Raw genomic sequence first — 24,670 nt, forward strand, 5'->3', positions numbered from 1 at the left:
GTTACTATTTCTAATCTTTGATTTTTATTACGATAATTTCAATGCAGTAAGAGAGTTTTTCCACAGCAACTTAGCCAAATCTGGCTCTGGCATATTTAAATTTTCAGCCAGACTTTGTAAAACATAGGGCAAATTAACAGGGGTATTACGAGTCCGCTGTTCTGTTGAGGTTTGACAGCAAAGCGGTGTCATATCTGGACAATCTGTTTCAATCACCAAGTGCTCTGCACCTATAGCCTGCACAACCGTATGAAGTTTTTTTGCATTTGGATTGGTAATCTGCCCCGTCACACCAATTTTAAAACCAAGCTTAATAAGACCCTTTGCCTCTTCTACTCCACCACTAAAGGCATGAGCAATTCCGCCAAATTTAAATTTTTGAGCTTTTAATATAGCAAGCACATCACCGTGCGCTTTTCGAATGTGGAGTAACACTGGTTTTTGGTATTGGGTTGCAAGCTCTAACTGAGCTACAAAATATTGTTTTTGCTTTGCATATACATCTGGCTGCTTATGTTCTTTCAAGAAAGTATCTAAGCCAATTTCACCTACAGCCACGCAGTTTTCTTGCTGCAAGATTTGTTCAAGATGAGAAAGATGCTCTGGTTGATGCTGTTCAATATAAAACGGGTGTAAGCCTGGTGCTAAATAAGAAGTAGGCACATTTTCCCAACTTTTTAACTGATGATAAGTCTGCACCAACTCATCAAAACGTGACTGTAGAAAGCCAATTAAAACCAAAGCATCTACACCCACTTTTTTAGCCTCGAGTGCTAGCTGCTGCCGATCTTCATCAAAATCGGCAACATCGAAATGGGTATGGGTATCAAACAAATGCATTAGCCAGCACTTTTTGCAACTGGTGCCGAAGCTGGTTTGGCTTTAGGCTGTGGCAAATACTCTTCTTTCAATACATCTTGCAATTGGTCATAAGGAATGACTAATCGAGGGAGCCCAACCACGTATGGGCCAATTTCATACTCACCGTATTGAAGGATTAAACCTTGCTCACCCAACAAGAAGTTATTAGATAATTTAAATGGCCATGCTTGTTCATAGTCAGCAACATTATCAGCCAATTTAGAGTCCGTCACCCATGTCTTAAAGGCTTCATGCGCTAACTTCTCTAAAGTTGCTTTTTGCTGAGGACGTAATAAATCTTCAAGCTTAATTTGCTTTTGCTCTTTTAAATCAAAATTATAATAATGCTGTGCAGCAGAGCCATGAGCCCCACCTAAATAACTACTACTGTTAAGCACTACAGTTACAACTTTACCTTGAGCCTGCAAAATCTTAGGTTTAACTAAAAGATTAATCTGATGATTACTACTTAAAGCTTTTAACTCATTATCTAGATCAATAAATGAATTTGCATAGCGCTGCACCTGTGCATCAAAGCTATTTTTTTGCTCTGCACCCGCAACTGCTGAAGTTTCTGCTTTTTGTTCCGCTTGCGTGCCCTTAGCATCAGGTTCAGCAATTTCTAAAATTTGATTTAATGTACTTAAGATTTGTTGATCTATAATTTTGTCAATAAAAGGAAAATTACTCTGTAAGCGCTCTACCGTAAATTCTGGACAAGTTTTACCATCACAATCAGGTAAAACCACCTTACTAGGAGTTGTTTCACCCTTCAAAGTCAACTCTACTGGCTTTTGTTCTTGAACAGTTGATTTCTGCTGCTCTTGAGAATCCTTAGGATCAGCTTTAGGTTGGCATGCTGCCAGAAATATAGCAGAAGCAAGCAAAGTTAATCGCAGTGAAGCTTTAGAAGATAACATCATATTTTGCCTTTTATTCTAAGGAGATTACGCTGTGCCTTTCTAAGAAATTAGCGCATATAAATAGAGGTTGCAAATTCTGCTACTATCTTAAAACATTTGTTCATAAACCTCGGGTTGTAATATTTTTTTGGTCTGTTCTTTAGATAAATAAATATCGAGCTGTGGAGCTTCTTTAGTAATCTGGTTTGCCTGATAATGTAAGCCAACCCCTTCACCATCAAAGAACCAATCTGCCTGCCCCCAATATAAAGTTTTTGGTGCTTCTTTCTTTATGTCAGCAGTCTGCTTTTTTAACCAGTCTTGATATGCCACCTGCACCATTTGATGCACAGTAGTTTGTTGATCTTTTTTCAAAACATCTAATAAAGTTAAGCTCTTATGCAGTTTTCGGTCAGCCACAAAAAAGTAATAACGGTCTTTAATCGTGAGCTCTTCTTGCTTGGTATCAAGTCCTAATTGCAATAAAACATATTGGTTACGCTGCGATGCAATACGGGTATGAAGATGCAATTCATAAGCCCGATTCTTTGAATATTTATCTTGCCATTCATCAGACTTTTTAACATAGGCATTAATGGCTTGCTGCAAACTTAAGTCTTTTTTCAAATCAATTTGATCTTGAATTACCTTAGCCTGACTTTTCGCGATCCATTCATTTAGCCATGCATCTTGAGTCTTTATCGTTTGAATATCGACATCAATACAATTTTTCTTCTCACAAAATGGCAAAGCATAATCAGCTTTTACTTGTTGCAAGTTTAGAAATGGGAGTACTTCAGCTTTCTCTATATTTTGATTTTGGTTAGAAGCTGATTTCATTTGAGAAGATGATGAAGGTTGAAAGCTTTTCCAGACAAAAAGGCAAATAGCTAAAAGTAATATGATTACCGCAACTAAAAGTGCAATAACTGTCTTTCTATTCAAATTCATTTCATCATCCTTTCTTATTTTTCAAAACAAAACAGCTTCTGTTCGAAGCTGTCTGTCAAATCTTAAAGATTAGTGTTCACGCGTGTTACGGAACTGAATATCAGGCCAACGCTCTTGCATAATCTGCAAGTTCACACGACTTGGTGCAAGATAAGTTAAGTGACCACCACCATCGATAGAAAGCTGATCATGTGCTTTTTTCTTAAATTCATTGAGAATCTTGTCATCATCACAATGAATCCAACGAACCGTATTAACACTTACAGGCTCATACACGCAGTCAACTTTATATTCTTCTTTCAGACGGTAAGCAACAACGTCAAACTGAAGCACACCCACTGCACCCACAATCAAATCATTGCTAATTTGTGGCATAAATACCTGAGTTGCGCCTTCTTCAGACAACTCTTTCAAACCTTTTTGCAATTGTTTTGACTTTAATGGATCTTTCAAACGCACACGACGGAACATCTCTGGTGCGAAGTGAGGAATACCTGTGAAATGTAGATCTTCACCACTTGTGAAAGTATCACCAATTTGAATTGTGCCATGGTTATGCAAACCAATAATATCACCTGGCCACGCTTCTTCTAGATGTTCACGTTCACCCGCAAGGAATGTCAATGCATCACTAATACGAACATCTTTACCAATACGTACGTGATTCATTTTCAAACCTTTTTCATATTTACCTGAGCAAATACGCATAAAGGCAATACGGTCACGGTGTTTCGGATCCATGTTTGCTTGAATCTTAAAGACGAAACCAGAAAAACCTTCTTCTTTAGCATCGACAACACGCTCTTGTGTTGGATGCGCTTTAGGTTCTGGTGCCCAATTCATAAATGCGTCTAACACGTGGTCAACACCAAAGTTACCTAATGCTGTACCAAATAGAACTGGAGTTTGTTTACCTTGTAAAAATAATTCGCGGTCCAAAGGCTCATTCGCCATTTGTACGAGCTCAAGTGACTCTTCAAAAGACGCCCAAGCCAGCTCACCTACTTTTTCACGGATATCTGCATGGTCATAGCCATCGCGTACTTCAATATCTGTAATAGTTGAACCAAAACCTGCTTTGTAGACATACAATTTGTTTTCAAGAATGTTGTATACACCCGCAAAATCACGCCCCATCCCTAATGGCCATGTAATTGGTACACAGCGAATATTGAGGACATTCTCAATTTCATCCAGTAACTCAAGTGGTTCACGAATCTCACGGTCCATCTTGTTTACAAATGAAATGATCGGAGTGTCACGCATACGACAAACTTCCATCAATTTGATGGTACGTTCTTCGACACCTTTTGCACCATCAATCACCATTAATGCAGAGTCAACTGCAGTTAGGGTACGATAAGTATCTTCAGAGAAGTCTTCATGCCCCGGTGTATCAAGTAAGTTAATGGTGTGACCTTTATAAGGAAACTGCATAACAGAAGTGGTAATAGAAATTCCACGCTCTTTTTCCATTTCCATCCAGTCAGATGTAGCTGCGCGGTCAGATTTACGGCTTTTTACCATCCCTGCAACCTGAATTGCTTTACCCCATAACAGTAATTTCTCTGTCATGGTCGTTTTACCGGCATCGGGGTGGGAAATAATAGCAAAAGTCCTACGAGCCTTTACTTCTCTAGCTAATTCATCTTTAAACATAAGAAAAATCTACAATATGTACACAGTTATGTACACATTTCTAAATATGTACTAAAACTGAAAAAGTGGGAATTCAAAATTGGCATAATTGTAGCAGATTTAGAGTTGTATAGGCATAGGTGGAAATCCAGTGGCTTTTTTTTGGGGGGAGAAAACACCTAGTTTTATAAACTCAATTTATCTCTTTGCTTCGGACTTTTCGGCTTATCGGGAATTGATGTTTGCTGGATTAACAGGACACTCTTACTTAGGAGATTCTAGGCAGGCAACTTGTAAAAGTCCTCTGCCATTTGATTTGGTGCATTATTGTAGCAATCGCCTTTTATACTCATCGAAGCCTGAAATCCATATTTTTCAATCATATTGCGATATTCATGGCTACAATATTGGCTTCCTCTGTCCGAGTGAACGATTAATTTTCGAGATGGTTTATGATTGCCAACAGCCATGCTGAGAGCATTGCAAATAAGTTGGGCTGTCATCCGTTCACTTAAGTTATAAGCAACTACCTGTTTAGTACAAAGGTCTTTTAAAGCTGCTCGATATAACTGTCCTTCGGCTGTCCAAATGTACGTTATGTCACTGACCTATGCTTGATTCGGGGTTTCCATTGAAAATTGTTGATCTAGCAAATTATCGTAGACAGAACGCTTGTGGTCACTATTCCTAGTTCATTTAAAACGCTTATGGCACTTACAATACAATTGATTTAACCTTTTGATACAACGGACTGCATACGCGCTAATTTGAATGCCTTGTGATTGTAAGTATCTCGTTAAGCGAATATGGCCATAACTTTCTTTAGTTTCTTGATGGGCGATTTTGACCAAGATAGTCTGCTGATATGTTTGAATCTTTCGTTGGCTTAAACCTTGTTTAAGCCAATCATAAAACCTTGATATTGAAAATTTTAGTAGTCTAGCCATCATCGTCGTTGGATATCTATTTTTTTATGCTCTTTCATATAAGCTTACCTCACTAATTTTCCTTGGCAAAGTACGCTACTGCTTTTTTTAGGGATTCTCTTTCCATTTCAGCAGTTTTGAGTTGTTGTTTTAGCTTTTTATTCTCTTCAAGCAGCGCAACGAGATAGGGTAAATATTGTTGTGTACCCGCTAGTGTCCCTGCTTTGGATTTCTTGTGTCAATTGGAAAGAGTCTAGATGAAATTCCAAGTAGGCTTGCTGTTTCTGAAACAATGGGTACATCTTTATAAAATGCTTTAGCTAATGAACGGTACAGCATGGTTGATTCAGTACAATTTTCAAAGATAGTACGTGTACGGCCATCTTTACGGAAACGTTTACCATCAACTGTTTTAGCTTCAGAAGTCAAATTAATATCTGCTAAATAAACTAATAAGCCGCTTAAAATATAGTAATTACTTTCAACTAGTTATAACCCAAGTTTTGGCATAATGCAGTGACTGAAAGCTTCTTCCATACGTTAAAAGGTCACGTGGTACATGGGAGCGTTTTTTCGACTCGAAAAGAAGTGAATGCTGTCTGTTTGACTATATTTCGATTTATTATAATCGGGTCAGAAGACATTCTGCAAACGGCTGGTTAAGCCCAGAAGCGAAGCCTTTGAATAAAAATATTTCAAAAATTTAGAGGTATCAGTTATCCACGATACTGTCTAGGATCAACGGTTCATATGTTATTATGTAGTGAGGTATACAATTATTAAGATAACGTTATGGAAATAGTAAATACAAAATTACTAGCTGGAGCTTTTATGGCCCTAACTTTAACTATGCTTAGCCCTGCCGTACTTGCAAATGATAACAATGATATACGAAAGACTGTTGTAGTTAAGTTTGCAAAAAAAGCTGACTCTGCAAATTATTACGGAAGGATAGATGGATACAAGTATGATTCCTACAAATTTTATGCTAAAAAAGGGCAAAAGTTAAAAGTGAGGTTGACTGGAGGAAATGTTGAAACTTACTTATGGGGTAATCAATTAAAAGACTCCATCAATCTTGGAGAATATTCTCCAGAGCTTGATGATAATGGTATTTATATTTTACCTGCTTCAGGTGAGTATGAAATTAGAGTATTACAACCTAGATCACAGGCAAGAAAAGATAAAAAACCTCAATACTGGATGAGTATTAACATTAAATAAAGACTTGCTAGATTCTTTTAAGCTTTTATACAAAGGTTCAAAAACTATTGCCAGTTAAGCGGGGCATGATTTTTACGCATATGTGTTTATGTTATTAAAATGATATAGATTGATTGTTTAATACCCCGAGGAATAATTTAATCTTGCTGTGCGTTAGTCACTTTTCTTTCAAAAGTTGATTATATCTTTCAGCGTAACCGTCGTGATATTCAAGCCCTTTTGATAGCAATTTGCAGTGAAAGAATAGGCGAAACTTGTCTTAAATAATGGTAATTCCTCATCTTTAAAATAAAGAACGCCCGATGAAATTCATCAGGCGTTTACTTTAAATAAGTGTCAGCTTATTTTATAACCAGATGTACTTGTCAATTATGATTCTTATTCTCCATTGCCTTTAAAAACAATCTTGCTATTTTTGACTTTTCACACCATTTTGTTCAATTTGTACTGCGGCTTGCCAGCTAGGTAGTTGGCTTAAACCTGCTACATAACGTTGGATATGGGGATAATTTTCACCTTGTCCCATATGATAAACTAAAGCATGTAGTCCAAAGCCCATCATAAAGTCAGCACCGGTTAAACGGTCTGCCACTAGAAATTCTTTATCTTTTAAATATTCATTTAAATAGCCAAATACTTTATCGAACTCAACTTGAGTATAATTTTCTAGAAATACCAACTTCGTACCCTGCTTAGTTTCTATCGCATTAAACGTTTTCAACAAAAATGGCAGCATGGCAGAGCTTTCTGAGAAATGAATCCACTGTAGATAATCGACATAGGTAGGTTCATCCATATCTGGTGCTAAATGCGGCGCAAGTTTCTGAATTAATAACTCAACGATTGCGCCTGACTCTGCAATAACTTTGCCATCCCATTCCAATACTGGAGATTTCCCTAAAGGATGGATGGTTTTTAAAGATTCAGGGGCCAAATGCGTGCTTGAGTCACGATAATAGCGTTTCAGCTCATAGGGCTGCTTGATTTCTTCAAGTAACCACAAAATGCGAAAAGAACGTGATTGATCTAAATGATGTAGTGTAATCATAATAATTCCTATTTTTTCAAATTTTTACAACCACTTTGCCAAAGTTTTCGCCTTTTAACATACCATTGAAAGCATTGATCGTGTTATCTAAACCTTGCACCATATGCTCTTTATATTTGATTTTTCCGTCTTTCAACCAGTCAGACATTTGCTGATTGAATTCCGGATACTGACTGCCATAATCATCAAAAATAATAAAGCCTTGCATGCGAATACGCTTTTTTAAAAGGGTGGAAATAAAGCCCGGTAAACGGTCTGGCCCTTGTGCTTGCTCGGTAGCGTTATACTGGGAAACCACACCACACACCGGTACACGTGCCGCAGAGTTAAGCAATGGCCATACCGCATCAAACACTTTACCCCCTACATTCTCATAATAAATATCAATACCGGTGGGAACTGCTTGTTGTAATTGTTCTGCAAAATTTTCATCATGATGATTGATACAAGCATCGAAGCCGAGTTCTTCTACTGCATAACGGCATTTTTCAGCCCCACCTGCGACGCCAACCACGCGACAACCTTTAATTTTGCCAATCTGTCCAACCGTAGCACCCACAGGTCCCATTGCAGCTGCAACGACTAAAGTTTCACCGGCTTTAGGCTGACCAATGTCCAACAACCCCATATAAGCAGTAAATCCTGGCATTCCCAAAATACCCAATGCCCAAGATGGATGTTCAGGTTGCATACCTAAGCTTTGACAGGCAGACCCATTAGAAATTGCGTAGCCCTGCCAGCCATTTCCGGAAAGAACCCACTCGCCTTCTTTGAATTTTGGGTTTTTAAAGGCCATCACTTGACTGACTGTTCCACCGACCATCACTTCGCCAATTTCAACCGGTGCTGCATATGAAGGAGCATCACTCATGCGACCACGCATATAAGGATCGAGTGACAAGTAAATGGTTTTTAACAATATCTCGCCTTGTTTAAGTTCATTGAGTTCAACTTGCTCAATACGAAAATCGCTGTGTTTTGGCTCACCCACTGGCCGTTTAGCTAAAACGATGCGTTGATTAATAACTGTTTCACACATATAACTCCATGTTTTATTTGGAAGTATTTCTCTTCACAATCAAAAATTATGATTAAAATTTCTTTACATCCATTGTAGAGGAGTTATAATAAAAAACAATACGACTGGTCTATTTTTTATAATAGAGTAAATAATTAATATGAAGCCTAATCCTATTAAAAAGTCTGAAGCGAAGCGCTTACACATTCTTAACACCAGTTCAGACCTGATTTTGCATAAAGGTTTTACTGGTGTAGGATTACAGGAAATTTTACAGAGCTGTGAGATCCCCAAAGGCTCATTTTATCATTATTTCCAATCCAAGGAAGCTTTCGGATGTGAATTGGTACAGCATTATGTGGATAATTACCAAGTCTGTTTAAATGATGTATGGCGTAGCGATAAATCTCCTTATCAAAAGCTGATTGAGTATTTTAATTTATGGATAGAAGATCCTGAAACACAGTGTGGTTGGGCGGATAGTTGTTTAATTGTGAAACTTGCCGCAGAAGTTGCCGATCTATCTGAAGATATGCGCTCCATTATGTCCGCTGGCGTGGATGATGTAATCGAGCGTATTGCTGGTTTAATTGATTTGGGAAAACAGGATCAGTCTATCCAAGCAGATACTGAGGCCTCGACTTTGGCACAAGTACTTTACCAAATGTGGTTAGGTGCAGCATTATTGAGTAAGTTGCAAAAAGATAAAACACCATTACATCAAGCTCTGAGAGCAACTAAATTTCTATTAAAAAGTGAAGTTTCTTAAAAATTAGATTAAATATCAATTACATAATTAATGACAGCAGCCCAATGATTACTTATTAATGTGTTGTTATTAGATCAATTTACAATCCATGAGTATAGCGCACAATGAATTCTCCTTCTAAAGCCCTCATGACTCGTATTTTAGTCGGATATTTAGGCTTATATCCCACACTATTACTGGTACTCACTTTATTAAAGCCAATTACTCATCATCAAAGTTTCCCGATGATGGTGTTGATTGAAGTCATAGTATTAGTGCCAGTAACGCAACTGATTTCTTTCCCACTGGCAGGTTGGCTCATTACACGGCTAAAAAATTTTAAGAATTTGTTTTAAGAAGAAATTGTGCTGGCAACAGCAATCCTAAGTCGTTATTTTGCCAACCACAAAGGTTGGCAAAATAACTCATTAAGTCAATATTAATCTGCGTAAGCTGGATAATCAATATAGCCTTTTTCCGTCCCACCATACATAGTGCTTGCATCTACTGCATTCAATGGCCAGCCATTGGCGATACGATCGGGTAAATCTGGATTCGCAATAAATGGGCGTCCAAATGCAATTAAATCGGCCAGACCTGCCTCTAAAATTCGAGTCCCTCTTTCTGCCGTATATCGACCTGCATAAATAATCCGACCACTGAAAGTGTCTCTGACATCTTTACGAAAATCATGAGGAAGTTCTGGTGCATTATCCCAATCAGCTTCTGCAATAGATAAATAGGCAATCCCAACTTCTTCAAGTATCTTTATTGCCTCAATATAAGTGACATGTGGATCATCTTCAACCAACCCCATGTAAACACGATCTTCCTCTGTACTTTCAAATAGCGGGGCAAAACGCACTCCTAAACGATCTGCACCAACCACCTCAGCAACTGCCTCTACTACTTCACGTAAAAAACGCAAACGATTGTTTAGTGATCCACCATATTCATCTTCACGATGGTTACTATGTGCAGAGATAAATTGGTTCACCAAATAACCATTTGCACAATGAATTTCAACTCCATCAAAACCAGCAGCCAAGGCATTACGCGCTGCTTGAGCATAGAGTTGCACTAATTCTTTAACTTCTGCATTGCTTAAAGCACGTGGCATTGAAGGATCAGCCAAGGCCCCCGCATTGGGCCCGGTCTCAATAAAGACTTTAACATTACTATCAGCCCTAATAGCCGAAGGCGCGACCGGTGATGCATGATCGGGTTGCAAAGATGTATGTGAAACACGCCCAACATGCCAAAGTTGTGCAAAAATAATGCCTCCTTTAGCATGCACTGCTTCCGTCACTTTACACCATCCAGCAATCTGTTCAGGGCTGTAAATACCGGGAGTCCAAGCATAGCCTTGACCACGTGGCTCGATTTGCGTACCTTCGGTGACCATAAATCCTGCCCCGGCACGCTGTTGATAATAGGTTGCCATCAGTTCATTTGGAATATTCCCTGGCTGAGTACTGCGCGACCGCGTTAATGGTGGCAATACAATACGGTTTTGCAAAACATAAGGGCCTAAGCTTAAGTTTTGAAAAAGTTTGCTGGCTTTCATTTTATTGTATCCAAGTCATCATGGCTTAATTGATCTAAATTAAAAAATAACCTTCCTTCCTGTATATAGAAAAATAAAGGAAGGAAAGCTATTCACTCAGGCCCTTCACCATTAAGTGACGATTATTTTGCTTGTTGCGCCAGTTGCTCAAAGTCAGAAGTTTTATTCACTGCAAAGCACCACAACAGACACTAGCTACTCTTTATTTCAACAATTGAAGTAATGCTGTAGCGGTTGCAGCAGAAGAGGCTGGATTTTGTCCAGTAACCAGCAAGCCATCTACTTGAACATGTACTTGCCAATCATCTACTTTAGAATAATGACCACCGTTTTCTTTAAGCATGTCTTCAACTAAAAATGGTACAATTTTAGTCAAACCTACAGCCTCCTCCTCAGTATTGGTAAAACCAGTCACCAATTTACCTCTGACTAAAGGCGCTCCATTACTTGCTTTCACATGACGAAGAACACCTGGGGCATGACACACTGCTGCAACAGGTTTGCCAGACTGAATCGCCTGTTCAATCAGAGAAATTGAAATCGGATCTTCTGCTAAATCCCACAATGGGCCATGCCCGCCTGGATAAAACACTGCATCATAATCAGCTACAGAAATTTCGCTAAGTTTATGCGTCTGTGCCAATGCTTGCATTGCAGTTGGATCAGCTTCAAAACGATGAGTGGTTTCAGTTTGCGCATCGGCCAAATTACTTTTCGGATCTAATGGTGGCTGCCCACCTTGAGGCGACGCCAGCGTAACTTCAGCACCAGAGTCAATAAAGGTGTAATACGGTGCAGCAAGTTCTTCTAGCCAAAAACCTGTTTTCTTACCAGTATTGCCAAGTTGATCATGTGAGGTTAAAACGATTAAAATTTTCATGTTATTTCTCCGATAATTTTCAGGATTGAGGAGCATTGTTGCATGATCACTTGTCGTGTATCGTGACCATGACAGATACGCTTATTTAGATGCTCGCCTCGAGAATTTGGCGACTGATCTCTAATGAAACATTTTTATGTTCGCCTAGCTGTGTAAGATTGTGTGATTTAAGTTGCGTAATGATGATCTCAATATCTGTCTCCCCCAGTCCATAATCGCTAAGACGGGTCGGCAATCCAAGTTGCTCAAAGAAGGCTAGAGTATGAGCAATAGCAGTATCAATACGTTGTTCTTCATCACCTTCGACAATCTGCCAGACTCGAGCTGCATACTGTAGTAATTTTTCTCGCTTCTCTTGACGACGCACTTGTAGATTGGCCGGCAACACAATGGCTAAGGTACGAGCATGATCAATACCATGTAAAGCCGTGAGCTCATGCCCAATCAAATGGGTTGACCAATCTTGTGGTACACCAGCTCCAATTAGCCCATTCAGTGCCATGCTAGCAGCCCACATCAAATCCGCACGCGTGTCATAATCTGCTGAATCGTCCAAGATTTTCGGTCCAATCTCAATCAGAGTTTGCAATAGACCTTCGGCAAAACGATCTTGTACTTGTGCATTGACAGGGTAAGTTAAGTACTGTTCCATGACATGAACAAATGCATCGACTACGCCATTTGCTAATTGGCGCGTCGGCAAGCTAAAAGTTTTATTCGGATCCAGTACGGAAAATTGCGGAAAAACATAGGGGCTGCTAAATGACAATTTGGCTTGGGTCGATTTTCTGGTGACTACCCCACCGCTATTCATTTCTGAACCAGTTGCCGGAAGGGTGAGTACACTCGCAAAAGGCAAAGCTTGAGTAATTTTAGTACCATGGGTTTCTAAAATTTCCCATGCATCCCCTGTATAATTGACTGCTGCTGCAATAAATTTAGTACCATCAATTACCGATCCACCACCGACAGCCATCAAGAAATCAATCTTTTGTTCACGAATCAGCTCTACAGCTTTCATGAGGGTTTCATAACTCGGATTCGGCTCAATTCCGCCAAATTCATGAATTTCTCTTGCACCTAATGCTTCACGCACTTCAGCTAAAGTACCATTCTTACGTGCACTTTCACCACCAAACAACATTAATACTTTTGCTTCTGTAGGCACATAGTCATTGATTTTAGCTATTGTATCGCCACCAAAAATAATGCGGGTCGGATTATAAAAGTTAAAATTCAGCATATTTTTATCCTAGGATGATCAGCTAATTGATTTGAAAAACCACCGTTATTCATCAAATAAACTTTAAAAAATTGGACAACACTGCGGCTTTTGACTGCACCATGTGCTAACTATACATAAAAATAGACCAGTCGTCTATTTTTATAAAAATTATTTCAGCTTACCGACTTGAGTGATGGTTAAACACATTCAGGCTTGTTCTATACCACTTTTATTATTGATGTATTTTCACGAGCGATTGTTGAATGGAAGGTATCAACACGCTTGACTACTGACATGGTCGTGAACGCATTGGCTAAAACAGTGAATGGCTCATACAAAATAGCGATGATTGAATATTTTAAAAGCAGTTTGGCACGGTTTAGCAGATGTACAAATGCGACAGTAAATTAGATAGATTGGTTCAATATAAAGCATGTAAATAGTTGCATTCGTTTATTTACCCTGCCCTGTTTTGGATATTGACCCATTTAAATGATGGGATTAAACCAATAAATAAAGTAGGACAACTTGAATAAAAGCCTCTGACAAACCTCACAGGGTTGAAGTGCTGCCTTTCATTCAAAATTTCAGGCAGCACCCTCATACATTTAAGCGTCGGTTTAACCTGGTAGTTTACTCGCCAAAACATCTACTTTCTCAATAGACGGTGGCTCTGAAAATAGATCATCGGCCTGAGCCATCAAAGCAGCTGCAACCTTGCCAGATAAATGTGCTTGGCGACCCGCCTCATCAGGAAATGCATCAAAAATACCAAATGTTGTAGGTCCAAGACGTAGGCCGAACCACGCAACTGTCGCAGGTTCTTCCATTACGATTGGTAAACCGCCTTTAAGGAAAGCTTCCACTTCGTCTTCTTTACCTGGTTTAGCTTCAAGACGGACATATAAAGCTGTTTTAAGCATGACTAAAACTCCACAATTGATTAGAATTCAAACTGATTCTGTCATTGCCAATGTATGCATGTCAGAAAGTTTTGTTGTATAAAAGTTAAAAAACATCCCATAGCTGAGCCAAAATTTAGGTTTTTATTTCGACATAATGCTATGAATTTATTCAAGTTAATATCATTAACATTTGAATCAAAAAATCAAGATATGAGATGATTAAATTCAATCTTAGTTATATAAGGATCAATTGACTCTACCTTAGATTTATAAGCTGACCTCTTCATCTGGATGATTATATTGCTCAAGAAGCATTCAAGAACAACATGTACATCCTCATATCTATGAAAGTTATTTAGCTAGGAATTTGCTGTGAAACTCTATATGTTTCTCTATAAAGCTCGCAATAAAGTAATAGCTATGGTCATACCCTTCTCTTAGGTTAAGTGTCAGAGGATATTCTTGTTCCAAACAAATATCACTAAGAAGCTTAGGTCTTAACTGTTCTTCAAGAAAATCATCAGCTGTTCCCTGATCGACTAAAATAGGTAAATGAACTTCAGCGTTTTTGATTAATTCAATCGCATCATAGCTTTTCCATAAAGTTTCGGTTTCACCTAGGTAGTGTGTAAAAGCCTTTTTTCCCCAAGGTACTTGGCTAGGCGCAACAATTGGTGCAAAAGCAGAAATACTTTTATACAGCTCAGGGTTTTTTAAACCAATTACTAATGCACCATGACCACCCATGCTATGCCCCATAATACTTTGGACTTGATTGGTCGGAAAATTCAGGTCAATCAGATTTCTGAGCTCCTCCACAATATAATCATACATTTTGAAATGCTGTGACCAGGGTGCTTGTGTTGCATTTACATAGAATCCTGCACCTTGGCCTAAATCATAATCTTCATGATCTGGTACATCCTCTCCACGTGGGCTGGTATCTGGTGCAACAATAATGACTTTATGTTCAGCCGCATACTTTTGTGCTCCAGCTTTAGTAATAAAGTTCTGTTCGTTGCAAGTCAGTCCTGATAACCAATATAAAACTGGCAACCGCTCATCTTTGTCATGAGGTGGCAGATATATTGAGAATTTCATTGAACAGTTTAGTGCTATTGACTGATGGCGATACACTTCTTGCGATCCACCAAAAGAAGCATGTTTCTCAATTATTTCCATAATCAATTACCTATGTTGAGCAAGACTTCATGAGAAATCGAGTAAACAAAGAGTCTGACATTCTCCACAGAGAATAGTGATTAAGATTTAAAATGTAGGCAGGTTTATTGAACCTATACACGATGCCTACATAGATAGATCGGTTTTACAGATAATGTGCCGTTTTAGAGGATTCCATGCATGCCATTCATGATGCACATGCATGGAAAACTATAAGGTCTGACGGAATTATTCGTAATGAATTACAGTACGAATTGACTTACCTTCATGCATTAGATCAAAGGCTTCATTGATCTGATCCAAGCCCATCGTATGTGTCACAAATGGTTCTAATTGAATTTTACCTTTCATGGCATCTTCAACCATTCCTGGAAGTTGCGTACGACCTTTTACCCCACCAAAGGCAGAACCTAACCATCTACGACCAGTAACCAGTTGGAATGGACGGGTAGAGATTTCCTGACCTGCGCCAGCTACACCAATAATTACGGATTGTCCCCAGCCACGGTGTGCACTTTCAAGAGCTGCACGCATCACATTCACGTTACCAATACATTCAAATGAATGATCTACACCCCAGCCAGTCATTTCGACAATGACTTGCTGGATTGGTTTATCGTAATCTTTAGGGTTCAAGAAGTCCGTTGCACCAAACTCTTTTGCCAGCGCAAATTTATCTGGATTCATGTCAACCACAATAATACGCCCTGCTTTAGCTTGACGTGCGGCTTGTACGACTGCCAGACCAATACCACCTAAACCAAAGACCGCAACACTATCACCTTCTTGTACTTTAGCCGTGTTGTGTACTGCACCGATACCCGTTGTGACACCACAACCCAGTAAGCAGACATGTTCGTGATTGGCTTCAGGATTAATTTTAGCCAATGATACTTCTGCCACTACCGTATATTCACTGAACGTTGAGCAGCCCATATAGTGGTAAATCGGTTGACCATTATAGGAAAAACGAGTGGTACCATCTGGCATTACGCCTCTACCTTGAGTTTCGCGAACGGAAATACACAAGTTCGATTTTCCAGATTTACAGAATACGCACTCGCCACATTCAGCGGTGTAAAGTGGAATTACATGATCACCTGGTTTGACGCTAGTCACGCCTTCACCAACCTCAACTACGACACCAGCACCTTCATGCCCGAGAATAGCCGGAAAAACACCTTCAGGATCATCGCCAGATAAAGTAAATGCGTCTGTATGACACACACCGGTATGGGAGATCTTGATTAATACTTCACCTTTCTTCGGTGGTGCAACATCAACTTCAACAATTTGAAGAGGTTGACCAGGACCAAACGCAACGGCAGCACGTGACTTCATGGAATAATTCCTTATACAGATCTACTTTAAATATGATTTTAGAATCTTGGCGATTTCAGCCAATTCTTCTTTTCGTTGTTGTTCTGTGGTTTCACCTGATACTAATGTGTCCTTTAAATGAACCTCCAACATTTCATTCATTAAACCATTAATAGCACCACGCACAGAGCATATTTGTTGCAGAATTGCACCACATTCCACATTGTCTTCTAACGCTTTTTCAATCGCTTGCGTCTGACCTTTGATCTTTCTGACGCGTAGAAGAATCTTTTTTTTGTCTTCAACCTGATTCGGCATCAGACCTCCTTATTTGCTAGCATTAATACTATAGTACCCCATAGTATAAAAAAAGCAATAATTTTTATAAATCGAAAATTAAAAAGATCTTTAGCGAAAATTTTCTATCCCTGTTTTTAGTTTTTTTAAATTAACATCATAGAGCTTATGCGAAAGTCACAAAAAAAATGGGACTTTTAGCTCCCATTTTTATTTTGGCTCATGTTCTTTGTAATGCTGGGACCTTTTAGAATTATGTTTCCAACTTTTAGCCACTTTGTAGATATTTTGAATATTTCAAGCCTTGAAAATACTACCGACAGTTTAGATTAAACTGCCTTTACAGACTGTACTAGAATATTTTTAGTGAGCGGATGATATTTATTATTCATTATTTAGGAATTATTAAATCCTATAAATATCATTTATTGGATTAATTAACTTTGGTACTGTGCACATCATCCCCCAGTTAAAAATAAGGAACAATTATGAATAAGATGATGAATGCTCTTATCTTAGAAAATTTTGGTGATCATGAATTTAAACGTGTAGAACTCCCTATACCTCACCCTGAGGCTGGGCAAGTTCTGGTACGTATTCATGCTAGTGGTGTAAACCCTATTGATTATAAAATTCGTCTTGGTGAAGCACCATATGCTATGCCAGAGCTTCCTGCCGTGTTGGGAACAGATATGGCTGGGGTTGTCACTGCTGTTGGTGAAGGTGTCACCGACTTCAACGTCGGAGATGAAGTTTACGGTCTGATAGGTGGCGTTCGTGGTCTTCAAGGATCTTTAGCAGAATATGTTGTAGCAGATGCTGATCTGATCGCATTAAAGCCACGGAATATCTCTATGCGCGAGGCAGCAGTACTACCATTGACGTTCCTCACCGCTTGGGAAGGTTTAGTGGATCATGCGAAGGTCCAACCAGGTCAAACTGTACTGGTTCAGGGTGGTGCTGGTGGCGTTGGTTATATGGTGGTTCAGCTTGCAAAAGCACTTGATGCAAATGTTTGGGCGACTGGTCGTACAGCTGATCAATCACTGATTTCAGAACTCGGTGCAACACCTCTCGATTACACAACAGCATCTTCCGATGACATTATTGCTGCAAGCCCTGAGGGTCAAGGTTTTAACATTGTTTACGACACTGTGGGTGGTCCAGTACTAGAAGCTTCACTTTCCATGACAACTCACTATGGCCACATTACCAGCTGTGCTGCATTTGGTAATCATAATTTAGCGAGTTCATCTCTACGGTGTGCCACACTGTCTGGCGTATTCGTCCTATTGCCGATGTTAACAGGCAATCGCCGTTCTCATCATGGTGATGTCCTTAAGATCGCTACTCGTCTCGTTGAGGAAGGTAAACTGCGTCCTCTTGTTGATCCTCGTCATTTTACTCTAGACCAAGCGATTGAGGCTCATGATGCTGTTCAAGATCGCTCTGCCAATATTAAGGTCGTGATTGATGTCATTTAACGCACTTCAGGCCAAGACTTGGCGCTTCAATTCTATTGGAGATACAGATGTTCTGACATTAGAAACACTTCCTGTTGCTTTACCAGCCGCAGGAGAAGTTCTAATCCAGATGAAAACGATCGGACTCAACCGGGCTGATGTGATGTTTCGGCGTGGTACTTATATTCAAAAGGCAGTATTCCCCTCTCGTCTGGGATATGAGGGAGCAGGCGTAGTTCTGGCGATAGGTGAAGGTGTACGCCAATTTTCTCCAGGAGATGCAGTATCGATTCTTCCGACTGACAATCTAGCCAAATATGGGACATATGCGGACAAGCTTCTGATTCCAGAAACTTTTTTAGTTCACAAACCCGATAGTTTAAGCTGGGAAGAAGCTTCTTCAATCTGGATGCAGTATTTGACGGCTTGGGGTGGTGTAATCCATGCTGGTGGAGTTTCGAAAGGCAAAACGATCTTGATCACAGCAGCTTCAAGTAGCGTAGGACTAGCTGCGATACAGATAGCTGAAGCAGCGGGTGCTAAGGTCATTGCAAGTACACAGACGATAGAGAAAAAGCAACGTTTACTGGATCTCGGTGTTAAAAATGTTATAGCCAGTGAAGATGAACCAGATTTGTATGAGGCGCTTGTTTTACGTTTAGGTGGAGAACATCTTGATGTCGCCTTCGATGCTGTAGGAGGACCTCATATTGAACAGATTGCCAAAGCGATGTCTGTAGGAGGAACGATGGTTATGCATGGTGCACTTAGCCCTGAGATCACACCTTTTCCCCTTAAAGTTGCATTACGCAAGAGCTTAACCATGCGAGGTTTTTTGTTCCTTGAGGTTCTGCATGACCCTGTTCTAAGGGAGCAAGCCAGACGATTTATTCTTAGCAGTATAGGTGCAGGATATCTTCGTCCAGTGATCGACCGTTGCTTTAACTTTGAGGACATGCATGACGCTCAGCGCTATCTTGAATCAAATCAGCAAATAGGAAAAATTGTAGTTACTCTAGATACATGATGGTCTTATCTGATTCAGGTTTCTATATGGCCCAGCACTTCCACTAAGTAATCAAACAATGCTCGGATTCGCAAAGGTGTCGGGCCCCGCTGTGGACGATATAAATACAGGCGCCAAACGGGAGAGGTTTCCTCATGAAGTATCTGAATGAGCTTACCACTCCTAAGCCACGGCAAAACTAGAAATCCAGGCATGTGTCCGAATCCAACGCCAGCGAGAATAGCTTGAAATTCAGCTTCTAAATCATCTGTAATAAAACGGGGCTTTGATGGCGTAAAGCTTCGACTTTCGGTGAATGTCCATGGCCAGTAACGTCCTGTTTTATGATCGACTAATGCTGTTAGAGGGTATTTATCTAGGTCAATAATTTTTTTGGGCATTCCAACCTTATCAATTAACTCTGGCGTACCCACAGAATAAAAGTTCACTTTCGCCAATTCCCTTGCCACATATCGATTGTCCGGCAAAAATCCAAATCTGATCCCGATATCTATTCGCTCATCGATCACATCCGAGTGTGAATCTGTGAGCACACAATCCACGACAATATCTGGATAACGTATGGCAAATTCTGCTAGTGCAGGTACTACCAATTTACGCCCTAACACAGACGACACAGTAAGACGGACAGTCCCACGCATTTCATCTCGTTTTTCCTTGGTGTCTTTTACAAGCAAAGCATCGATCGATTCCACCGCAAGACGTGCTTGCTTTGCCAGACGCTCACCATCAGCGGTAATTTTAATTTGTCGCGTACTTCTGTAAAACAGAATCTCTCCGCGCTGCTCTTCTAGCTCTTGTATTGCCCGTGTCACGACCTGTGGGGAAATACCCAGCTGAGTTGCTGCCTCTTTAAAATTTCGAGACTCTGCTGCGACACAAAAGATACGCATCATTTCCAATTTGTTCTGCATGTCCAATCCTGTGTTCTGGTAATTATTCCGTAAATAGGAATTCTGAAAGATAATATTATTCATTTATTATACCTAACAAGGCTGTAATACTTAATCCATCAAATATGATTGACAGATAGGTTGAAGGTTACTTGTATGAATAATATAGAAAATAAAGTTATTGTTATCACTGGTGCAAGTAGTGGTTTAGGTGAGGCTACTGCTCGCTTACTTGCTAAAAAAGGTGCAAAGGTTGTACTTGGTGCTAGACGTACTGAAAAATTACAGGCTATTGTTCACGACATTCGTGCTGAAGGTGGTCAAGCTGAATTTATTGGTATGGATATAACCAAACCACATGAAGTACAAGCACTTATTGAAAAGGCATTAAGCGCATTTGGTCAAATCGATGTATTGGTAAACAATGCTGGATTAATGTCTATTGCACCATTAAGTGAGCTAAAAGTTGATGAATGGGATCGTATGATCGACATTAATATTAAAGGTGTTCTTTATGGTATAGCAGCTACCCTACCTGTTTTCCAAAAACAAAACTTTGGACACTTTATTAATCTCGCATCTGTTGCAGGGATAAAAGTATTTAGTCCAGGAGGTACTGTTTATAGCGGTACTAAGTTTGCTGTAAGAGCCATCTCTGAAGGCCTTCGTCATGAGGTTGGGGGAACAATTAGAACGACTACTATTGAGCCTGGTGCAGTTGAGTCAGAACTAAAATTTGGTTCTTCTCATAAAGAAAGTTCAGAGTTTGTTACTGATTTCTACAGACAAGCCATACCAGCTGACTCAGTCGCTCGAGCAATTGCTTATGCAATTGAACAGCCTGCGGATGTAGATATTAATGAAATTGTTTTGCGCCCAACGAGCCAAGAGTTTTAATTATTGAATAACATAAAATGGGAGCACTTCGCTTCCATTTTTACTCTATTTTTTTTAAAGTTGTGGACAAATCTATGAAAGCCGTATCGTATGTTATAAATAATCATGATGATTTTAAAAATTCATTGGTAGATATTGAAAAAGCGAAGCCTACACTTAAGGAGCGTGATGTACTGGTAAAAGTTCAGGCAATCTCTGTGAATCCAGTTGATACCAAAGTGAGAAAAAATTCGTCTGAAGCAAATAATCGTATTTTAGGTTGGGATGCCGTTGGGGAAATTATCGAAGTTGGCCCAAAAGTTACCTCGTTTAAAGTAGGAGAGTCTGTTTGGTATGCTGGCGATTTAACCCGAGATGGTAGTAATGCTGAGTTTCAAGCAGTCGATGAACGAATTATCAGTCTTAAACCAATTACAGTATCTAATGCAGAAGCAGCAGCATTGCCATTAACTGCAATAACGGCATGGGAAATGCTGTTTGATCGGTTTCAAATTTCAGAAACAGAAGTTGGCAGTATTTTAATTATTGGTGGTGCAGGTGGTGTAGGATCAATCGCTATTCAACTCCTAAAAGCAAAAACAAATCTGACCGTTATAGCAACAGCTTCACGTGAAGAAACGAAATCTTGGGTAAAATCATTGGGTGCCGACCATGTCATTGATCATAGCAAAGATTTAAATGCACAAATCGAGACACTAGGCATTGCAAAACCAAAATACGTATTCTCTACAAATCATACAGACACCTATATCAAGCAAATAGTTTCTGTAATTGCACCACAAGGCAAGCTTGGATTGATCGATGATCCACGAACATTTGATATTATGCCGTTTAAGACTAAATCTATTTCTATCCATTGGGAGTTGATGTTCACTCGTTCAATGTATGAAACCGATGATATGGAAAAGCAAGGTAATCTGTTGCAACAGGTTGCCCAATTAGTTGACCAGCAAAAAATTAGAAGTACCCTCAACCAAAATCTAGGCAAAATTAACGCTTCAAACTTGGAGAAGGCGCATAAGTTGCTTGAATCAGGTAAATCAAAAGGCAAAATTGTACTAGAAAACTTCTAAAACAAATTAAAGGTGAAATAATGACTATTTCAGTAATTGCGAACTTTAAGGCAAAATCAGATCAAAAAGAGAAGTTAGAAGCGCTTTTAAAAAGTGTAATAGAGCCTACGCTTCAAGAAGAAGGATGCTTGAAATATGAGCTTTATATTAGCGAAAATGACTCGAGTAGATATTTCTTCTTAGAAGAATGGCGTAGCAGGGAGGATTTAGATATCCATATAGCCTCTGATTATATTCAAAGTTTATTTGGTAATATCCAATCGCTAATTGAATCAAGTGATATTATAGAAATCAAAAAAATATAGCCTTCTTGCTCTTTTCATCAATTTGCTTGGCCTGAGTAATGGTATCATTCAGGCCAATACCCTCCCGTAAAGTTAGATCCACGTAATACACAGGTTGGCGATAGCTTTGTGTGGTGCTTTTGTCTCTTAAAGTGAGTTGCAATGGTAGGCACGACAGTAAGCCTCCTGAAGCTGCACTGTAGTAACTCAATCGTGTAGCCAAGGTTCGGTTACTATTAAAGCCAGGGGTTCTAAAGATGAAGGTCCCAAATTCATCTGAGTCATCCAAATTCATATACAAGCACCCATAGGGGATTTATCCACAATTGAAAGTATTGTTATCTTTTTAATCTATACTTTTGTTTCGGACTTTTCGGTTTATCTGGAATAGTACGCTCAATCAAGCCAGCTTCTATGGCAGGATTCAAGTAATTCTTTTGGAACGTTGCTCGATGAGTCAACCCGACCAATTGCATCAACTCAGCGAAAGTATAGTCTCCTTGCTTCATTGCTGAAATTAAACGTTGAACATGATCGCCAGCTTGAGCGGTAGCATGACCGCTATCTTGAGCGGTATCAGTTGAACTAAGAATGGCATCTAAAATCATCTGTAAGATGAATTCTATAAATGGGGCTGAATCTGTTCGGTCTGTACTTACTTGCAAAGCCTCATAGTAGGCTTTTTGATTTTGATAGATCAAACTCTCAACAGGAATATTAGCAAAGATTGGATTCCATCTGCTTAATATTAAAGTTTGCCATAGCCTTCCCATGCGACCATTGCCATCCGCAAATGGATGAATGAATTCAAACTCATAGTGAAATACTGAACTTTGGATAAGAGGATGCACTTCGCTATCATTTAACCAATCAAGTAAGTCAACCATCAGTCGATTAATTTGATTTGCAGGTGGAGCCATATGTACCACTCGATCACCTGACATCACGCCTACGCCACCATGACGATATTGACCAATTTCATCAATCAAGCCTGTCATTAAAATTTGGTGCGCTTGTAATAGGTCTTTTTCTTGGCTTGGTTGCCACTGCTGAAATGCTTCATAAGCTTTAATGGCATTACGCACTTCCTGTACTTCTTTCGGAGGTGCAATCACTGTTTTACCATTAAGGATCGCCGTGATTTGCTCTGTACTAAGGGTATTTCCTTCTATTGCTAGAGAGCCTTGAATGGTACGAATACGATTGGCTTTACGTAGTTTTAGGCTATCTTGGATTTCCTTTAAAACAGTCAAGCGCCCTATATTCTCACTGATCTGTGCAATCAGATGAATGATTTTTGAAGTGATGGTATAAGGCGGTTGATATTTCATTTCGTTCTCAATAATTAAGCATTTCAATTAAAACTTTTCGTTTACCGTTAAAGCCTATAGTATCCCCGTACCTGTCTGGTGCTTTAACAAAGCTACCAATTGTGAACCTGATTTTAGCTTCTCTGTATAAGGACACCCTTGATCATTAGGTGCCCAATGAGGACAACGTAAATAATATTGATCCAACAGCCCAACTCCATTTTTTTCTTTTGCAAAGTCATCGGTTCGGCATGCATTGGGCAACAAACAATGTTAACACCTTGCTTTTTATACCTTAGATCAGACTGTAAATCATCCATACGTTCTATAATACTTTCTGAAGTACTCTGATCCTGAAGAATAATATTGAAGTCTTGAGCTGAAAGACTAAATTCAGGTACAGATGTATCTGTCATTAATGCTAAGTCTTGTTGAGATAAATTTTCACGATATTCACATAAAGGAACCTGTTTATTATTAAAATACCAACCTGTACATCCCCAATAGAAATCTTGTGGATTAACATGAACTAAATTACGTGCCCACTGTAATTTCATAGGTCTTTGACATTTAGGGCATGTCTTTGCCATGGTATCTGCAAAAGCATTCCATTGAAGGACATGGGTTGTTTCTAGATCAATATCAACTTTATGAATATTATTTTCATTCTGTTGAAATCTATCAGCAGCAATAATTTGACTATCACTTTTAATGCCTTGTTTTAGAAAATTTCTTTCCTCATCAAGCTCATACAGCCTTTTACGTTGTTGTTCAGTAATACGTCCTGCTTCACTCAATTTTCTACGCAAAAATTGAATTTCTTGATTAAGCTCATGTATTTGATCTTGTTTTTTGTCTCGTTCATCGTAGACAGTCTTTGTCACGATTTCTTTTGCCGTGAAATAGGTTTTGACTGTAGAAACGACTTCAGAAACTACGCTCACTGCTGCATTGAATAAAGACCCAATGCCAGAAAACAACATATCAAAAAAGCCCATAATTTCCTCGTAAAAGAAAGTCTATGACTTAGT

Annotated in this window: 24 protein-coding genes and 4 pseudogenes; 10 read left to right on the top strand and 18 right to left on the bottom strand. The window is 39.3% G+C overall.

What is annotated here, in order from left to right:
- Positions 1-27: 27 nt before the first annotated feature.
- From WBW42_RS00200 to WBW42_RS00220, 5 genes and pseudogenes are all read right to left on the bottom strand, one after another.
- On the bottom strand, positions 28-840 hold the full coding sequence (locus WBW42_RS00200; protein ID WP_163114395.1) for a TatD family hydrolase: 813 nt from the start codon (positions 838-840) through the stop codon (positions 28-30).
- Positions 840-1,781 (bottom strand): RsiV family protein, encoded by a 942-nt coding sequence (locus WBW42_RS00205; RefSeq protein WP_017482048.1) that lies wholly within the window; start codon positions 1,779-1,781, stop codon positions 840-842. The genes WBW42_RS00200 and WBW42_RS00205 overlap by 1 nt, the downstream gene beginning before the upstream one ends.
- 90 nt (positions 1,782-1,871) lie before the next feature.
- Positions 1,872-2,714 carry a hypothetical protein gene (locus WBW42_RS00210; RefSeq protein WP_002117238.1) on the bottom strand — a complete coding sequence of 281 codons (843 nt, stop codon included), beginning with the start codon at positions 2,712-2,714 and terminating at the stop codon, positions 1,872-1,874.
- Positions 2,715-2,783: 69 nt separating this feature from the next.
- Positions 2,784-4,373, bottom strand: a complete 1,590-nt coding sequence (locus WBW42_RS00215) for a peptide chain release factor 3 (protein ID WP_284105106.1) — start codon at positions 4,371-4,373, stop codon at positions 2,784-2,786.
- A gap of 296 nt (positions 4,374-4,669) precedes the next feature.
- A pseudogene (locus WBW42_RS00220) lies at positions 4,670-5,569 on the bottom strand (IS3 family transposase); the annotation flags it as partial.
- 213 nt (positions 5,570-5,782) lie between these two features.
- On the opposite strand from WBW42_RS00220, the pseudogene WBW42_RS00225 reads away from it, so the two are divergent.
- Positions 5,783-6,014 (top strand): annotated as a pseudogene (locus tag WBW42_RS00225) (IS3 family transposase); the annotation flags it as partial.
- Positions 6,015-6,070: 56 nt separating this feature from the next.
- The gene (locus tag WBW42_RS00230; RefSeq protein WP_284105108.1) at positions 6,071-6,502 is read left to right on the top strand and encodes a PPC domain-containing protein; all 432 of its coding nucleotides are present in this window, start codon (positions 6,071-6,073) and stop codon (positions 6,500-6,502) included.
- A gap of 409 nt (positions 6,503-6,911) precedes the next feature.
- Here the strand turns inward: WBW42_RS00230 and WBW42_RS00235 are convergent, their stop codons facing one another.
- Positions 6,912-7,550 carry a glutathione S-transferase family protein gene (locus WBW42_RS00235; RefSeq protein WP_284105110.1) on the bottom strand — a complete coding sequence of 213 codons (639 nt, stop codon included), beginning with the start codon at positions 7,548-7,550 and terminating at the stop codon, positions 6,912-6,914.
- Between the two features lie 16 nt (positions 7,551-7,566).
- The gene (gene curA, locus WBW42_RS00240; protein WP_017386622.1) at positions 7,567-8,589 is read right to left on the bottom strand and encodes an NADPH-dependent curcumin/dihydrocurcumin reductase; all 1,023 of its coding nucleotides are present in this window, start codon (positions 8,587-8,589) and stop codon (positions 7,567-7,569) included.
- 139 nt (positions 8,590-8,728) lie between these two features.
- Here curA and WBW42_RS00245 point away from each other — a divergent pair, with 139 nt between their 5' ends.
- Together WBW42_RS00245 and WBW42_RS00250 are read left to right on the top strand one after the other, a co-directional pair.
- Positions 8,729-9,337: a TetR/AcrR family transcriptional regulator gene (locus tag WBW42_RS00245; protein WP_017386623.1), complete on the top strand. Its 609-nt coding sequence runs from the start codon at positions 8,729-8,731 to the stop codon at positions 9,335-9,337.
- A gap of 104 nt (positions 9,338-9,441) precedes the next feature.
- Positions 9,442-9,672: a hypothetical protein gene (locus WBW42_RS00250; protein ID WP_004796107.1), complete on the top strand. Its 231-nt coding sequence runs from the start codon at positions 9,442-9,444 to the stop codon at positions 9,670-9,672.
- A gap of 83 nt (positions 9,673-9,755) precedes the next feature.
- On the opposite strand, the gene WBW42_RS00255 is transcribed toward WBW42_RS00250, so the two are convergent.
- From WBW42_RS00255 to WBW42_RS00265, 3 genes are all read right to left on the bottom strand, one after another.
- Entirely contained in the window at positions 9,756-10,883 is a 1,128-nt protein-coding gene (locus tag WBW42_RS00255) for an alkene reductase (RefSeq protein WP_005071529.1), read from the bottom strand.
- A gap of 202 nt (positions 10,884-11,085) precedes the next feature.
- Positions 11,086-11,763: a type 1 glutamine amidotransferase domain-containing protein gene (locus tag WBW42_RS00260; RefSeq protein WP_109104334.1), complete on the bottom strand. Its 678-nt coding sequence runs from the start codon at positions 11,761-11,763 to the stop codon at positions 11,086-11,088.
- An 85-nt stretch (positions 11,764-11,848) separates the two neighbouring features.
- Positions 11,849-13,006 carry an iron-containing alcohol dehydrogenase gene (locus tag WBW42_RS00265; protein WP_002050973.1) on the bottom strand — a complete coding sequence of 386 codons (1,158 nt, stop codon included), beginning with the start codon at positions 13,004-13,006 and terminating at the stop codon, positions 11,849-11,851.
- A gap of 183 nt (positions 13,007-13,189) precedes the next feature.
- On the opposite strand from WBW42_RS00265, the pseudogene WBW42_RS00270 reads away from it, so the two are divergent.
- Positions 13,190-13,524, top strand: a pseudogene (locus WBW42_RS00270) (IS3 family transposase); the annotation flags it as partial.
- An 84-nt stretch (positions 13,525-13,608) separates the two neighbouring features.
- Here the strand turns inward: WBW42_RS00270 and WBW42_RS00275 are convergent.
- From WBW42_RS00275 to WBW42_RS00290, 4 genes are all read right to left on the bottom strand, one after another.
- Positions 13,609-13,911, bottom strand: coding sequence for a putative quinol monooxygenase (locus WBW42_RS00275; RefSeq protein WP_002050969.1), 303 nt, complete (start codon positions 13,909-13,911; stop codon positions 13,609-13,611).
- Between the two features lie 333 nt (positions 13,912-14,244).
- The gene (gene fghA / locus WBW42_RS00280; RefSeq protein ID WP_249571632.1) at positions 14,245-15,075 is read right to left on the bottom strand and encodes an S-formylglutathione hydrolase; all 831 of its coding nucleotides are present in this window, start codon (positions 15,073-15,075) and stop codon (positions 14,245-14,247) included.
- Between the two features lie 228 nt (positions 15,076-15,303).
- Positions 15,304-16,416, bottom strand: a complete 1,113-nt coding sequence (locus WBW42_RS00285; RefSeq protein WP_005105874.1) for an S-(hydroxymethyl)glutathione dehydrogenase/class III alcohol dehydrogenase — start codon at positions 16,414-16,416, stop codon at positions 15,304-15,306.
- A 21-nt stretch (positions 16,417-16,437) separates the two neighbouring features.
- Positions 16,438-16,713: a metal/formaldehyde-sensitive transcriptional repressor gene (locus WBW42_RS00290; protein ID WP_001133624.1), complete on the bottom strand. Its 276-nt coding sequence runs from the start codon at positions 16,711-16,713 to the stop codon at positions 16,438-16,440.
- Between the two features lie 467 nt (positions 16,714-17,180).
- Between WBW42_RS00290 and WBW42_RS00295 the strand changes: the two genes are divergently transcribed.
- Both WBW42_RS00295 and WBW42_RS00300 read left to right on the top strand, forming a co-directional pair.
- Positions 17,181-18,176, top strand: coding sequence for a zinc-dependent alcohol dehydrogenase family protein (locus tag WBW42_RS00295; RefSeq protein ID WP_284105113.1), 996 nt, complete (start codon positions 17,181-17,183; stop codon positions 18,174-18,176).
- Positions 18,166-19,182, top strand: coding sequence for a zinc-dependent alcohol dehydrogenase family protein (locus tag WBW42_RS00300; protein ID WP_284105115.1), 1,017 nt, complete (start codon positions 18,166-18,168; stop codon positions 19,180-19,182). The genes WBW42_RS00295 and WBW42_RS00300 overlap by 11 nt, the downstream gene beginning before the upstream one ends.
- 14 nt (positions 19,183-19,196) lie before the next feature.
- On the opposite strand, the gene WBW42_RS00305 is transcribed toward WBW42_RS00300, so the two are convergent.
- On the bottom strand, positions 19,197-20,096 hold the full coding sequence (locus WBW42_RS00305; protein ID WP_284105151.1) for a LysR family transcriptional regulator: 900 nt from the start codon (positions 20,094-20,096) through the stop codon (positions 19,197-19,199).
- A gap of 135 nt (positions 20,097-20,231) precedes the next feature.
- Between WBW42_RS00305 and WBW42_RS00310 the strand changes: the two genes are divergently transcribed.
- From WBW42_RS00310 to WBW42_RS00320, 3 genes are all read left to right on the top strand, one after another.
- A complete protein-coding gene (locus WBW42_RS00310) occupies positions 20,232-20,972 on the top strand; it encodes an SDR family oxidoreductase (RefSeq protein ID WP_002050925.1) in 741 nt (246 codons plus the stop codon).
- 74 nt (positions 20,973-21,046) lie between these two features.
- Positions 21,047-22,045 carry a zinc-binding alcohol dehydrogenase family protein gene (locus WBW42_RS00315; RefSeq protein WP_086496149.1) on the top strand — a complete coding sequence of 333 codons (999 nt, stop codon included), beginning with the start codon at positions 21,047-21,049 and terminating at the stop codon, positions 22,043-22,045.
- Between the two features lie 20 nt (positions 22,046-22,065).
- Complete coding sequence (locus WBW42_RS00320; protein WP_002050931.1) at positions 22,066-22,350, top strand: putative quinol monooxygenase; 285 nt, start codon at positions 22,066-22,068, stop codon at positions 22,348-22,350.
- Here WBW42_RS00320 and WBW42_RS00325 read toward each other — a convergent pair.
- The 3 genes and pseudogenes from WBW42_RS00325 to WBW42_RS00335 all read right to left on the bottom strand — a co-directional run.
- Positions 22,340-22,642 (bottom strand): annotated as a pseudogene (locus tag WBW42_RS00325) (recombination directionality factor); the annotation flags it as partial. The gene WBW42_RS00320 and the pseudogene WBW42_RS00325 overlap by 11 nt on opposite strands.
- 25 nt (positions 22,643-22,667) lie before the next feature.
- Positions 22,668-23,660: a Fic family protein gene (locus WBW42_RS00330; protein ID WP_109104439.1), complete on the bottom strand. Its 993-nt coding sequence runs from the start codon at positions 23,658-23,660 to the stop codon at positions 22,668-22,670.
- A 113-nt stretch (positions 23,661-23,773) separates the two neighbouring features.
- Positions 23,774-24,637 carry a hypothetical protein gene (locus WBW42_RS00335; protein WP_228158187.1) on the bottom strand — a complete coding sequence of 288 codons (864 nt, stop codon included), beginning with the start codon at positions 24,635-24,637 and terminating at the stop codon, positions 23,774-23,776.
- Positions 24,638-24,670 lie beyond the last annotated feature (33 nt).

Source organism: Acinetobacter sp. LT1 (assembly GCF_059800965.1).